Raw genomic sequence first — 14324 nt, 5'->3', positions numbered from 1 at the left:
GCTTAAAGGGATGTCGTCCAGCGGTACTCCGCCTTATAGAGGGCCGAGCGGCCCGTTCGGCGCACCATCACGCCCCAACGCGTCTTATCCAGGCGATGCTCGTAGCCTCTGAAGACATACACTGTCGTGCCCGGGGCGCCTGCCATGCGGAGCGTAACCCGCTTGTCGCCAAGCGTCCATACAGCCTCCCATGCTTCGTTCGTCTCGCAGCAGGACGTATCCAGCATCATCTGATAGCCGTCCGCGCTCCCCGGCGGGTCGCACGGGGTCAGCTCAAGCGAAGTGCCGAGGTCGCCGGAGCAGTGGAACAGCCAGTCGATCACATGCTCCTCCTCGCTGCCCGCCGTCGGTCTCACCTCGAACTCATCCATGAGCCTATCCGGCTCTAGCTGCAGCCGTCGGGCGAAGCCGATCCCCGGGTACACTTCATCCGCAGCAACGGCACACAGATTGCGCTCCAGATCGAACAGCTCCATCCGCCCTGCCGGACGGTTCGGCTGATTGGCCCGATCGATCATGACCGAATTATGGGCAATCGTCTTTCGCTGCCACTCCCGAAACAGGTCCGAGCCGTATCCGCTGTTGGAAACGTCTCTGGAAACAATCTCATCCTTAAGGAACACCTCGAAGTGGTGAATGTCCGCATGAGAATGCCCTTCCAGCACAAAGCCGTATTTCAGGAAAACCGTCGCCTCGCCGCTTTGCAGCTGAGCGAAATAAATATCCTTGTCATAGCGGGAACGACCGTCAGGCAAACCGCTTCCGGAAGGGAGGGCATCGAAGCGTTCGTTCTCCCAGTCCCGGCCGAACAAGAGCCGGGCGACTCCCCCGACATTCGCGCCGAGATGCGCCTGATCGGGCAGCTCGTAGCTGCGCGACAGGGCGTAACGGAACGGCGCCTCGTCATGCACGCTTCGAATCCATTCGTATTGCTGGGCGTAATTGGCGAACTTGAGCAGCGGCCAGCCGTCGTTCGGATTCGGAAACTCTCCGTTCGAGAACGCATACTTGACCGGATAGCGGTACATCCGCAGCAGCGCATCCTCCAGAATCGGAAAATCGTAGTCGTACAGCCTGCAGAAGGCATGATAGTAGGTCAAGCCTTCCGCACAGTAGAAGTGGTAATGGAACGAAGCCTCGTACCAGAAGCCCTCCGGCAGCAATCCGTCCGCCAGCTTCCGCTTGATGCCGTTCTCGCCTTCGGCGGCCCGCTCGCACCAGATTCGTTCGTCGAAGAACAGACCGATCATGCCGGCCGCAGCTTTCATCCAGCAGATGATATTGGGCGTGCACCCGATCTTCTCGATGAGAAATTCAGCCTGAGGGATAAAGAAGCGCCGCTTCCAGACCTCCAGCTCTTCCCGCGCGAATGCGTCCTTGACCAGCTCCATGCCGTTCAGCAGCCAGATGACGGCGACTCCGTCGGTCAAGTCGCACCCCGAGAAGCGCCCCTCCTGTCCGGGAGGCGTCCGTACCTGAAAGCTGCCGTAATTGTCGCTGAGAAAGGACAGCACCCGGCGAATGTAAGTCAGATAGGCAGCGTCTCCATACAACCGATACAGCACGGCCGCCTGAAACACCTGAGAACATGCGGAGGTTCTGTAGATATAACACCAGGCCTCATCCGCCTCCGAAGCGACTCTCAGCTCCCCGCAGCCGCTGCAGCGATGCTCGGAGGGCTTGGCCGGATCGAAGATCAGCGCCGCGAAGCACCGATCGCAGAAGTAATGATGCCCCCAGCCGGCAATTCGATTAACGTCATCCTCGTAGTGGGCGACCCACCAATCCGTCTCCGGCTTGAATCGACCGACAATGCTTCTTGCCCATTCGAATGTCTCGATTTTGTCGCGTATCGCCGACCAATCCTCTACCATGCGCCTTGCATCGCTCATCTCCGCACTCTCCTTAGAACGCATTCCAGATCGATTTCGGAGCAACCCCCGCTCGCTCAAGCGAGACCCGGTTCCTCTTCGTGCCTCCTATTCTACAAGAACCGCAAACGCTTTCCATTGGACATTCTTGCGCTTATATTAGCTATTTTGCAATAAAAAACGGCGAAACGAAGCCGCTATAAGCGCTTCATTCCGCCGTTTGAACCCTCGGCAGCCGCACGCGAACCGACGTGCCTTCTCCGACTTGACTGCTGATCTCCAGGCCGTAGCCTTCTCCGTACAAAATACGAATTCGCTTATGCACGCTGATGACCCCGACATTCGTGTGCTTCTTCTTCTCGCTCGGCGCCGTCTCGTATAGCTCGGGATTGAGCAGCCGCCGGATTTTCTCCTCCTCCATGCCCACTCCGTTGTCGGTGACCGTCAGGAGCAAATCCCCGTCCGCCTCTTCGCAAGCGATGCGAATGAGCGCTTTTCCCGGCTTCTCCTCGATGCCGTGAACGATCGCATTCTCCACCAGAGGCTGCAAAATGAATTTGGGCACCTCGCAATCGCCCAGCTCTTCGTCCGTCGCATAATCCACCTCGATGCGATCGCCGTAGATGATGGAGTGGATAGACAAGTAGTTGCGGATAAACTCCAGTTCTTCCCGCAGCGTAATGACGTCGCCTTTCTTCCCCAGGCTTTCCCGTAGCAGCTTGCCCAACAGATAGATCAGCTCGCCGATCTCTTCTTCCCCTTTAATCTTGGCCATGCTGTAGATGGACTCCAGCGTGTTATACAGAAAATGCGGATTCATCTGCGCCTGCAGCGCTTTGTATTCGAATTGCAGCGTTCTGTACTCGGCCTTCTGCTTCAACAGCTTCTCGCGATACACCGAGTTAAACAGATCGTTGATCTTCTCCGCCATCGTGTTGAACTTCACGGTCAGCATCCCGACCTCGTCCCGGCTTCTCGGGACGATCACCTCATGGTTGAAGTCGAGCGTGAAGCTGGACATTCGTTGCAGCAGCACGCGAATGTTCTCCGTAATGTTCTTGGAGATGCGTGCCGCGAGCAGAAAGGCGAACAGCAGCGAGACGAGCAGCGTGCTGATCGTCCAATATTTAATGCTTTCCGTGCCCCGGGTCAGCTGGCCCACATCGATAATCTGCACAATCTTCCACTTGTCGTAGTCGGTCGCCAGCACATTCGAGATGTAATGCTTGCCTCCGTAGTCGAAGTCGGTTTTTCCCGTGCCGGACAGATGCATCGTCTTGCTCAAGTAGTATTGCGCGGCTTCGCTCCGACCGCCGGCGACGAACAGCTCGTTGTTCTCGTCGAGAATGAGCACGTCTCCGTCCATCAGGTTGTGAACGCGGGTCAGCACGCTGCCGATATAATTGCTCTCCACGCCGATCGCGATAATTCCCACATAACGGGTCGTGGCGATATCGTAAAGCGCCTTTACCATAAAAAGCGTGTCGTTCTCCCCGCGGTACCAGTGCGCCCTGCCCCGCATATCCCGAATTTCGTTCAGATCGAGCCGCTCCAGCAGATTCTCGTTGTCCTTCGAAGCGCCTTTGCGTCTGATCGAATAATGCTGGTCCTGGGCGTCGATAATGAGGACGGACAAGTAATAATCCTCATAGAACAGGAGATCGTTCAGAAAATCGTTAATGTATTTATCCCGGGGATAGCGGCTTTCGCCGGCCTCGGGGAGCTGGCTGAGCTTCTCGCTGAGCGAGGAGTTGCGAAACTGCTGAAAGGCCATTCTCTCTACATCTGTCGTCAGCTTATCGATATTAAGGCCGATCTGACCGATCAAATATTGCGAGAATTCTCCCGAATTCCGCTTGATCGCCCCGACAGAAACCCAGTAATTAATACCGCTGATGGTAAGCCCCGTAATCAGAATGATAATCGTGATGGAAAGCAGAAATTTGGTTCTCAGCTTGGCGTCGACAAAGAGATTTCGGATTGTCCGCATCTCATCCCCCGCTCCCGGAAGTTTTACAGCTCGTCCATATGGCGCAGAGACTCCACGAGCATAAGCAGCGTCATCGATTGTCCGTAGGGCATCGGACATTGGGGAATATCGCGGTAAAATTGCTTGGTAAGCCCTATGCGCGTGCCGTAGGAAACCCCCTGCACCCTCCCGCCCCCGTCGATTCGGCGAAGGACCGCGCGCATCGCGGACACGCCCGAATCGCGGTAGTCTTCGCTGATGTAGCCCATGCGCACCGCCTTGAGAATGCCGTAGGCCAAGCCCGCAGTCGCGGAGGTTTCCTCATAGCTGGACGGATCGTCCAGCAGCGTGTGCCACATGCCGTTCTTCTCCTGAAGCTCGGTCAGCTTGCGAACCTGCTGCTCCAGCGAGCCCAAGAGAAACATTTCGGTGCCCAGTGGCAGATCGACGATGTCGAGATAGTCGACCAAGCCTGCCATGTACCAGGCGTTGCCCCGTCCCCAGAGCGCTCTCGCGAAGTTGTCCCTGCGCGCGAACGACCATCCGTGAAAGAACAAGCCCGTTTCCGAATCGGTCAAATACTTCAAGTGGACGAGAAACTGGCGAACGCTCTCCTGAACGTAGTGCTCCCTCTTCAACAAAACCCCCATCCGCCCGACGAACAGCACAGCCATATACAGCGTCTCGTCCCGCAGTTCGTTTTCGTTCGCGCCATCTAGCGTCCCGTGGGCCATCCCAAACTCCTGCGTTCGCGGCATCTCGTCGACGGCATAGCTCGCCCATTCTTCGCAGACGACCAAATATTCCGGGTTCCGGGTTTCCTCGTACAAGTAACTGAGCGTAAGCAGCGGACACATCGTATTCACCGTCTTGCGGGGCAAGCCCTCGCGCAGCCGGTCGTCGAACCAGTCGGTCAAGTAGCGCAGCGTGTCCCGATTGTTCGTTTCCTTGTAATACAAGTAGAGAGAGAACAAGCCGACTCCCTGCGACCAATCCCATTCCTTCATCGAGACGATGCTGACCGGCGTGTCCTCCTCGAAGCCCACCTCCAGGCTTTGCATGCTCGCAATGACCTTCGCGATGTTGCCTTCGATCTCTTCCCTGTCCAGACGAGCCCTCGTCATTCCCCATCCTCCCGTCTCTCCCGCGACCGCCGACGAATCCTCATTCGGCATTTGCCCTCGTGTTCGTCCATACTCCCGGCAAAGCTAACTGTAGGTCATCGGGCTTCCAAAAGAAATACGCCGATATTGCGGTTTTAATAGGAATCTTTACTCTTGTTCTTATATTCCTTGGGAGAGACGCCCTCTACCTTCTTGAAAACCTGATAGAAATAAGCGTACTCCTTGTACCCGACCATCTCTCCCACTTCGTTTACCTTATGTCTGGGATCTCTGAGCAATCGTTTGGCCGCTTCGATCCTCGCCTTGGCGACCAGATCCACGAAATTGATGCCCGTCTCCGTCCGCAGCAGCCGACTCAGATAGCTGGGACTCAGTCCGAAATGCTCGGCAAGGGAGGTCAGGCTGATATTGTCCGCGAAGTGGCTGTTGATATAATCCATCGATTTCTTCACGATCAGGCTGTATTCCTTATCGTTGCCTTCGAGCTTATGCTTGACCGTCTGGATAAAGGAGCTCAGGTAATCGGAGGCCGTCCTCATGTTGGGCAGCTGATAGACGTCCTCCAGCATCTCGTCGATGCTCTTGTCAAAGCCGAACTCGTCTCCGGTGACGCGATAATAATAGCGGGCCGCCGCCAGGCACACATCCGACAGGAGCCCCTTCGCCACCAAAATATTGCCCTCGCTGTAAGCTTTGATATGCTCAAGAAACTTCTCCAGATGGCTTGCCATTTCGTCGCTGGACGCATGCTCCAGCATACGGTTGAATTCCTCAAGATCGCGAATAATCGCGAACCTGCCGATCTCTCCCGCAGCCTCGATTCTCTCCGGGAACAGCACGGGCTCTTCGGCTCGAAAAAAGCTGACATCCATCAGCGCGGAGGCCTCGGCATAAGCTTCGCGAAGCTCCTGGAGCTTGCGGTAGTTGGAGCTGACGGCCATGCAGCACAGAAGCCCGTGCTTCTGGCGCACCAGCTCGATCAGATCGTGGCAGAAGCTTTGCAGCTTCAGTCTAAGCTCTCGGGGGGACAGCGGTCTGGGAAACAGGCAGACGAGCACCAGGTCGCTGCGGTCGTACGATTCGATAACCTCGAATTCTCTCCTTGCCGCCGAGGCTTGCGCCAGCTTCGTCAGATCGCCGCGAATGCGCGGATGAATGCTGTGACTGTCCGCGCCCTGCACCGTCTCGAACATCTGCTTCGAGCGGACGATGAGCACGGAGCATCGGCTCCACGCGATGCCCAGCTCGGCCGTCGCCGCGGCCAAGTCGTCATCCTGCGGCTGGCTGCCACCGATCAGCTCGGACACCAGCTTGCTCCGCAGCGAAGGCAACGAGCTCCGATGACGCTCCGAGAGCTGGCTGAAGGCTTCGTCCTTCTCCGCGCGCCGAGACAGCTCCGATTGCTTGTTATCCAGCTCGGTCACGGCCTGGCCGATCACCCGCTGCAGCTCTTCGTTGTGAATCGGCTTCACGACGATATCGTGCACGCCGAGCCTCACGGCTCGCTTGGCGAAATCGAAATCCTGGTAGCCGGTAATCAGGATCGTCTTCGACCGGGGCAGCTCCTCGTGCATATACTCGGCAAGCTCAAGACCGCTGATCCCGGGCATCTTGATATCCGTGATGAGAATATCCGGCTGCTTGTCGAGAATCACTTGCTTGCCCTCGACGCCGTCCATCGCCTGGCCGACAACCGTGCAGTTCAGCCGGCTCCAATCCACGGTTTGCACGATCGATTGCAGTATAAGCGGCTTGTCGTCAATGACGACAACGGTCTTCTTCACTCGAATCCCCCCTGATGACTTAACTCACGACTGCAAGCGTTTACAATTATAGATGCATTAGAATGACCGTTATGGCTTTTTGCTTATTTTAGCATAGCGGCGGCAAAGTGATAAGCTCCTGTGTCCGGCTTGCCGGTGAGTCCCTCAGCTCCGTCAAAGATACGCTGCTTCGGCCGGCCAGCCGGTGCCCCTGTACAGGCGGCATTGTTCCAAAGCACACCGAAGGAAATCATCGGTGTGGCTTCCGGACTATTTAGTACGTCGAGAAACCTGGGAGCCATCTTCTCTTCCTTGTTGATCGGCATCGTCATGGGGAATACGTTCAGCTTCGGGGGCTTACATATGCTAGGGATAGTTCTTACGATCGTAGCTTTGTGCCTGGTATTCATGGGTTGGAGAAGGCGGGAGTCAAAGCAACTGCCAGAAATGTAGGGTCATTGAGTTATGTGAACGCTTTGACAAACAAAAAAACCGAGAGCCGAAGCCCCGGGCATTTGTTATAGATTTTCAACTTCGTACTCGTCCACGTCGAATGTCATTATCGAACGCAAATTCATGAAGGTCGCGGAAACGCCGGCCTAATAGCTCATACCCTTCGGCTCCAGGGTGCAGACCGTCCGTCAGAAAGGATTCATCCTCCGGGCCGAGCCAGTTCAGACCATCCTGGTAGTATAACTGGCGATCGCCCCGCTCCCGCAACTGCTCCACGGTCTCGCGGATGGCTTCCCGCATCATGGGCAGAGTGAAGCCCAGCGAATTGAGCTCCGTTTCGCGGACGGTGCCGTAGATCGGTGAAATGACAAGCAGCGGGGTTTCCCTGTGCTTGTCGCGTATCGTCTCCAGCAGTCCGATCAGCAGCGGCTTGAACATGCGCGGGCTTAAGGTGGCTGCGCCATAGATGTTCACGCCCGCGCATATAGAGATGAAATCGGCCGGCAAGTCGCGAATCAGCCGCCCGATCATCGGCTCCATGTGGCAGTTGCCGGAGAAGCCGAGATTGGTCAAGCTGAAGCCGCAAGCTTCGGCGGCAATGGCAGGCCAAGCGCGCGAGGGGCTGGAAGCCGCGACGCACTGGGTAATGGAGCTGCCGTAAGTAATCCAACGGGGCCGGGTGTCCGGCAGCGGGACTCCGACGGCTTCGGCGCCAATCCGCAGGCCGGTGACGGTCATTCCGATATTTTGCGGAAGCCAAATCTCTAGATCCTTGCTTCCGCCCTCAAGTCCGCTGAATAACGCTTCCGTCGCTCCAGAGGGCAGGCGGAGCGTCTGGCGCAATTCTCCTTCTGCCACGCAATCCATCGCCGCTGCATCCGCAAGCGGAGCGAAGGATACGGACGCCTCCGTGGAGTCCGTGCGCAGCCGCAGGCGAACCCCGGCACAAATCTCGGCTTTGCCCTCGATTCCCTCCGGCGGATACAGCTCGTAATCCGTGTAAGGAATACGCCAGGGCTTGATCCCTTCCTCCAGGCGCTGGAGCGACACGGCGCCGTGAAACCACACCTCCGTTAAGGGAAGGGACTTCACGGCGCACTCCCTTCCTTCTGCTGCTCAGCCGGGATGCAATCCTCCCCCAGCCATACATCCTGCTCCAGCAACCGCCGCTGAAGCTCGGCTACGGAAATGCCGCGCGAGCCGGCGCCATCGCGCAGTGCCAATGCGGCCGCCGTTCCCGAGGCTTGGCCCATGGAGAAGCAGTTCGGCATCACCCGCAGGGAGCCTTGCACCGCTCGATCCGAGGATACGCAGCGTCCGGCAACCCAAAGGTTGTCGATGCCGACCGGCAGCATGATCCGGTACGGTACGCCGTGCGAAACCCCCGGCGGTAGATGGTTGAAGGTCATTTCGCTTTTGCTGTTGGCGAGATGAATATCGATGTAGTAGGCGTTGCGGGCAATGTCGTCCGGGAAGGAGCGCGCGGCAAGGAAATCCTCGACCGTCAGGATATAGTCCCCTTCAATGCGCCGAGTCTCCCGGATGCCGAGCTGCTCTCCGCTCGCCGCCATATGGGCGTGCTCAAAGCCCGGCACATAACGACGGAAGAACTGCAGCTGGCGTTCCGCCGTGCGACGTCCTTCAATCGCCCCTCGCGTCAAATCCTCGGCAAGGGTGCCGTCAACGCCGAATACATGGCCGAAGTTGACCCCCACCAGGCAATCGCTGATCCAGGCCAGACCGGAGATCGACTTGCGGCCCTCCGGCAGCGCGCCATCTGCGATAGCCTGCTCCACCGTCTTATGCAGCTGACCCGTATCCCCGCTCTCCTCCAGAAACCTTTTGAACTTCGGACGGTCCACATTCGCAAGCAGATAGCACATGCTGCCGGGCTGAAGCTCGCCCGCTTTCCCGCCCTTCTGAAAAGGGACTCCCGCCAGAGCGGCAATATCCCCGTCTCCAGAGCAATCTATTATATATCGGCAGGCGATGAAGGAACGTCCCGTTTTGTTGACGACAACGACGCCTTCAACCGTCCGGCGGTCCTCGGACAGCACGACATCGTAAACAAAGGTATGATATAGCGGCATAACGCCGCTTTCCAGAATGGCATCGTCATACACCCGTTTCAGCACCTCGGGATCGATCGGCACCCAATCCAGCGTCTCTTGATATTCCTCGCGGTACTCAGGCTCGCACGCCTGTTTCATCCGTTCCATCAGTTGAAGGCCGAGACCGCGGATAATCGGCTTCCGCTTATCCGTAAAGGGACAGAAGGCCGGAACGAGCGCCACCGTGCCCATGCCGCCAAGGAACCCTCTCTGCTCCACCAGCATCGTTTGCGCTCCCCCTTTCGCGGCGGCAATAGCCGCGGCGATGCCGGAAGCTCCTCCGCCGATGACCAGCACATCCACCTCGCGGGCAACCGGAATGCTGGCGGATGGCAAAGTAATGTGTCTTTTCATAGAAACCTCCCCCATTCCGTATAGGTTAAGTAGTTCATAATTGCTTATTTGACTGGGCCTTCCAGACATATTTGCAGCAAATCGTCTACATGCGCAGTAGCCAAGCATTCTACGGTATCGGCGGCCCCATAGTAGATTTTGACTTCTCCGGAATCCTCCAGAATCATGCCCCCCGGAAAAATAACATCGTTGCGGAAGCCCCCATTGGTCTCATAAGCGGCTTCCGGCGCAAGCAGCGGCGCCTCGGCCTTGCCGATGATCCGGCTGGGATCGGCAAGATCCAGCAGCATAATGCCGGATGTATAGCGTTTCTTCCAGCTGTCCTCCCAGCCGTTCTTGCCCCGGCTGCGGTCGATGTCCACGGCATGGAACAGGGTCAGCCAGCCTTTGTCCGTTTTGACCGGCGGAGCGCCCGGGCCTACCTTGTCATTCGCATAGGCTACATCTTCAACCGCCAGCAGCAGCTTGGAATTGCCCCAGTATTTCAGGTCAGGCGAATCGCTCATCCACATGTCGAAGCGGTCTATGCCTCCCCGGCTGTATACGGGCATAGGGCGCTCCAGCCGGACATACTTGCCCCCGATCCGCTCCGGGAACAATACCATGTTGCGGTTATCTGGCAGCGATAGGCTCAGCACCTCGAAGGAGCTGAAATCCTCGGTTACGGCAATTCCGCCGCGCAGCCCGTGCTTGGTATCGACCGCAAAGCACAGATAGCATTGTTCGCCGATTACCGTTAGACGCGGATCATACACCCGGATGACCTCTTCATCGTGCCAGGACCAGCACGGTTCCGGCTGCACATCCCACTTTATACCATCATCGCTGAAGGCCAGTCCAAGATTCGTTGTATGATGAGGGGCAACAATCCCTTTATGTTCATCGCCGTAGTCATTGCGAAAAACCATCACGTATTTGCCTTTGAATTTGGCAACCCCGGCATTAAAGACCATCGCCGGACCGTAAGGCACGTCGTCCGGAGACAGTATCGGATTTGCGGAATACCGGGTAATGATCGGGCTGGAAAACAAAGATCCCAATTTATAATCGCTCATATGCATGATGTCTCCTTGTACATGGAATTGAAGTTAACCTTTGACTGAACCCGCCGTAACCTGAATGAACGACTTGTTCGCCACAATATAAGCGAGCAGCATCGGCAGGATAGACAGACATGCTCCCGCCATCATCAGATGGATCTGCATCGCCGCGGAAGAACCGTATCGGAGATTCGCCAGCCCGACGGTGAGCGTCTGCAGCTTCGGATTGGTCATCGTGAACACCAGCGGCAGAATGTATTCGTTCCAGGCATGGCGGAAGGCGAACAGACCGGCCACGCCCAGCCCCGGCGTCAAGAGCGGCAGAATAATCCGGAAGAAGGTTCGGGCGAACCCGGAGCCGTCCACCATTGCCGCTTCGTCAAGCTCGCGGGGAATCGCTTTGAAGAAGCCCAGCAGCATGAAAAACGTGCTGGAATGGGCGCTGATCAGAATCAGGATAACTCCCCACAACGTAGTATTCAGGTTGAGCGCGACCATCAAATCGAATTGCGGGCGCAGCACGATGGCGCCGACGGATATAAACATCATCGATGCCTGAGTCGTCACATACAGGGATTTACCGGGAAAATTGCGCCGATCCACCACATAAGCCGCCATGGCAGCTACCAGCAGGGTGCCTGCCGTAACCATAATGCTGATAAAAGCGCTGTTCCAGGTATAGCGGGCAAAATTGGCCTGCTTCCAGGCTTCCGCATAGTTGACGAACTGCAGCTTGGCCGGCAGCAGGCTGCCGCCGGTCATCATTTCGGCGCCGGTCTTAAGAGAACCGAACAATGTCATCAACAGGGGAATGGATGTAAGTATCGCCGTTATCAATAAAAACAGCCACATGACCGTACGGCCCGCAATTCTGCCTGTGCGGCCGGAGAGCAGGCGGGCGGCGATCTTGCCGCGCCTGCTCGGCTGTTGGGATAACGCCTGTTCGTTCATTCGCTGAACCTCCTGTCACCCGCAGCCGTTCATGATGCACCGATCTGCGGCGTTGTCGTCAAATGGTAAAGGCCTTCGCAAAATTGGCGTCTGACGCTGCTAATGCAGCTTGTTCATTTTACGGCTCAATAAGAAATACAGGCCGGTGATCGCTCCGACAATAACAGCGGTTGCCAAGCCTACGGCGCTGCCGTATCCAAGCTGCTGCTCCACAGGCGAACCCGTGGATACCGGGAACAACAGTTTGTACAGATAGAGATACATGACCTCGGTTTTGCCGATCGGCCCGCCTTCCGTGATGAGCATTATGCTCTCATAGCCTTTCAGGGAGGCGATAATCGCCAACATAACGACCAACTGGGCAACCGGAGCCAGCATCGGAAGCGTAATGCTCCAGAACCGTCTTCCGGCGTTCGCGCCGTCAATGGCCGCGCTCTCGTACAAATCCTGCGGAATGCTCTGCAGCCCGGCCAGAAACAGCAGCATATAGTTGCCGACCGCACCCCATACCGCCACAAGAATGACCGTAAGCATCGCATACTTCGGCCCCAGCCAGTCGATTGGCTGCGAGACCAGATGCAGCTTCATCAGCACGGTGTTAACCATCCCGTTATAGGAATTGAAGATCGTATAGAACACAACGGATATAACTGCGGTACTGATGATCGTCGGCATAAAATAAATGCCGCGCAGCAGATTTCCTCCCTGCAGCTTGCCGTTCAGGATAACCGCCAGCAGCAGGGACAGTGGCAGCGTCAGCAGCAGCTTGCCTCCGGCATAGATAAAGGTATTGCCAACCGATTCCCAGAACAGGGTGTCGCGCATCAGCCGCCGGAAATTGTCCAGGCCAACGAACAGCGGGTCGCCGTATCCGGCATAGTCATAGAACATATAACGCAGCATCCATAATAAGGGGTAGATGCCCAACGCCGCCGTCAAAATGATGCTAGGGGACAGAAATAGGGAGTTTTCCCCTAACCGTTTCCATTTAAAGCCCATGCTTCGTTCCTCCTTCGGGGAAAGAAAAAGGGCATCCGCCAATATTGCGCGCGGCAGCCCCTTCCTTGCCTGTTATTCTCCCTGCGGCTTGGTTGGATCAAAGCCAGGGTTCGGCGTTACAGTAACCTCGCCTTTCTCCACCGCTTGGGACAATGCGGCGTTGTATCTTGTGTTCAAGTCCTCTGTAATCGCTTTCGCATCTCCATCGGTGAGGATATATTTGAAGAATGCATCCGCATAATTGGAACCCTCCGGAGTCACGTTTGGCGATACGGGCCAGAGCGAGTCGTGTTCCCCGACCAGGAAGCTTTCCATCCCGCCGATCTCCGGGTCTTTGGCCTGTGCCACAATGCTTGGCACAATGGCAATCCCGAAGCCTTTTTCATGATAGGTCTTCAGAACCTCGTCGCCGTACATATACTGCATGAATTTCCAAGCCGCTTCCTTATTGGCCGATTGGGCGCTGATGCCAAGCCACGTTCCGGCGGACACGATTTCGGAAGTCCCCTTGATCTGCCCGTCCAGCGTTGGAGCCAAGGCGCCGCCCCAGTTGATTTCCGTCGGAAACTGATCCTTGTACACGCCCGGCTCCGTCGAGAAGGAAAGATACATCCCGATTTTGCCTGCGGCGAATTGGGCGCGCAACGGGTCGATGTCCAGCGATTCCGCGCCAGGCAGTACACTTCCGTCTTTATACATTTGCTTGAAATATTCGATGACCTGCGAGTAAGGCGCGAAGTCGAACTGTCCTGTTTTCAGATCGAAGCCAAGTCCCTGATGACCGCTCAGGGAAAGAATCTCCCGGATGGAACGATCAAATGCCGACTTCGGACTTTTGAAGTTCAGAGCGAAGCCATAGATGCCTTCGGCTTTGCCGGCTTCGGTAATTTTCTTGGCACCGTCTACCATTTCCTGCAGCGATGCCGGGGGACCATCGATGCCCGCTTTGGCAAAGAGATCCTTGTTGTAGACCAGTCGCAAGGTATTGCCAGTATTGGCCAAGCTGTACACTTTGCCGTCAAAACGGTTGACGTCGTCGAGCATCAGCTTGCTGAACTTCGTTTTTATGTCGTCGGTAAGAAACTCGTCAATCGGCTCTAGATAGCCTTTTTTGACAAATCCGGCCGCATTGCCGCTCTTTAGACGCAACACATCCGGCGCCTGTTTGCTGGAAAAGGCAATGTCGACGCTTTGCGCGTAATTCTCGGACAGAACCGTCAATTCCACCTGAATATTGTTGTCGTTCGTCTCATTGAACTTGTTGATCAATTCCTTGATATACTCTTGGTCGTGACGGTCGTCCGTCCAGTATTTAAGCTGTACAGGTTCGCCTCTCGCCGTGTTGCCGTCTGTTTCGGCTGAGGGAGTTGCCGTGCTGCCGACCGGTGCTTCAGTCGCCGCACTGCCATTGCCGTTGTTGCCGCAGCCTGTAATTCCCGCGGCCAGTATAAGGCTCAAGCCGAGACCTAACCATTTTTTCCGCATACATTCTACCCCTTTGATTGACGTTTGTATTGTGAGCTCGTTTTTTATTATAGGCCCTTGCCCCCGGAAAAGGAGTGAGGCAGCCTCACTTTTCAGGGACAGAATTCTACGGTTTGCGCACGCGCCTCTAGCAACTCATGATTTCAAAAGCCTTTTTTTCATAAAAACGGCATGTCACAAAAAAACAGTAAGATTCATCAAATA

10 protein-coding genes and 1 pseudogene are annotated in these 14324 nt (G+C 56.2%); 1 reads left to right on the top strand and 10 read right to left on the bottom strand.

Annotation, left to right across the window (positions count from 1 at the left end; all coding sequences use genetic code 11):
- Positions 1-2: 2 nt before the first annotated feature.
- The 4 genes from ACFO1S_RS03560 to ACFO1S_RS03545 all read right to left on the bottom strand — a co-directional run bounded on the left by ACFO1S_RS03560 (position 3) and on the right by ACFO1S_RS03545 (position 6748).
- On the bottom strand, positions 3-1892 hold the full coding sequence (locus tag ACFO1S_RS03560; protein ID WP_204600626.1) for a heparinase II/III domain-containing protein: 1890 nt from the start codon (positions 1890-1892) through the stop codon (positions 3-5).
- Between the two features lie 187 nt (positions 1893-2079).
- The gene (locus ACFO1S_RS03555; protein ID WP_204600627.1) at positions 2080-3861 is read right to left on the bottom strand and encodes a sensor histidine kinase; all 1782 of its coding nucleotides are present in this window, start codon (positions 3859-3861) and stop codon (positions 2080-2082) included.
- Between the two features lie 23 nt (positions 3862-3884).
- Entirely contained in the window at positions 3885-4964 is a 1080-nt protein-coding gene (locus ACFO1S_RS03550; RefSeq protein WP_378126253.1) for a glycoside hydrolase family 88/105 protein, read from the bottom strand.
- Positions 4965-5098: 134 nt separating this feature from the next.
- Positions 5099-6748: a response regulator transcription factor gene (locus ACFO1S_RS03545; RefSeq protein ID WP_204600628.1), complete on the bottom strand. Its 1650-nt coding sequence runs from the start codon at positions 6746-6748 to the stop codon at positions 5099-5101.
- Positions 6749-6940: 192 nt separating this feature from the next.
- On the opposite strand from ACFO1S_RS03545, the pseudogene ACFO1S_RS03540 reads away from it, so the two are divergent.
- A pseudogene (locus tag ACFO1S_RS03540) lies at positions 6941-7180 on the top strand (MFS transporter); the annotation flags it as partial.
- Positions 7181-7255: 75 nt separating this feature from the next.
- On the opposite strand, the gene ACFO1S_RS03535 reads toward ACFO1S_RS03540, so the two are convergent.
- The 6 genes from ACFO1S_RS03535 to ACFO1S_RS03510 form a co-directional block, all read right to left on the bottom strand.
- Positions 7256-8272, bottom strand: coding sequence for an SGNH/GDSL hydrolase family protein (locus ACFO1S_RS03535; RefSeq protein WP_204600630.1), 1017 nt, complete (start codon positions 8270-8272; stop codon positions 7256-7258).
- Positions 8269-9645, bottom strand: coding sequence for an FAD-dependent oxidoreductase (locus ACFO1S_RS03530; RefSeq protein ID WP_204600631.1), 1377 nt, complete (start codon positions 9643-9645; stop codon positions 8269-8271). The genes ACFO1S_RS03535 and ACFO1S_RS03530 overlap by 4 nt, the downstream gene beginning before the upstream one ends.
- A gap of 44 nt (positions 9646-9689) precedes the next feature.
- Entirely contained in the window at positions 9690-10700 is a 1011-nt protein-coding gene (locus tag ACFO1S_RS03525; protein ID WP_204600632.1) for a glycoside hydrolase family 130 protein, read from the bottom strand.
- 33 nt (positions 10701-10733) lie between these two features.
- Positions 10734-11636, bottom strand: coding sequence for a carbohydrate ABC transporter permease (locus tag ACFO1S_RS03520; protein ID WP_204600633.1), 903 nt, complete (start codon positions 11634-11636; stop codon positions 10734-10736).
- Positions 11637-11735: 99 nt separating this feature from the next.
- On the bottom strand, positions 11736-12635 hold the full coding sequence (locus ACFO1S_RS03515; RefSeq protein ID WP_204600634.1) for a carbohydrate ABC transporter permease: 900 nt from the start codon (positions 12633-12635) through the stop codon (positions 11736-11738).
- 72 nt (positions 12636-12707) lie between these two features.
- Positions 12708-14120 carry an ABC transporter substrate-binding protein gene (locus ACFO1S_RS03510; protein ID WP_204600635.1) on the bottom strand — a complete coding sequence of 471 codons (1413 nt, stop codon included), beginning with the start codon at positions 14118-14120 and terminating at the stop codon, positions 12708-12710.
- Between the last annotated feature and the right edge of the window lie 204 nt (positions 14121-14324).

The organism is Cohnella boryungensis, from assembly GCF_042651945.1.
GTDB lineage: Bacteria > Bacillota > Bacilli > Paenibacillales > Paenibacillaceae > Cohnella > Cohnella boryungensis.
This window is presented reverse-complemented; position numbering and strand designations above follow the sequence as displayed.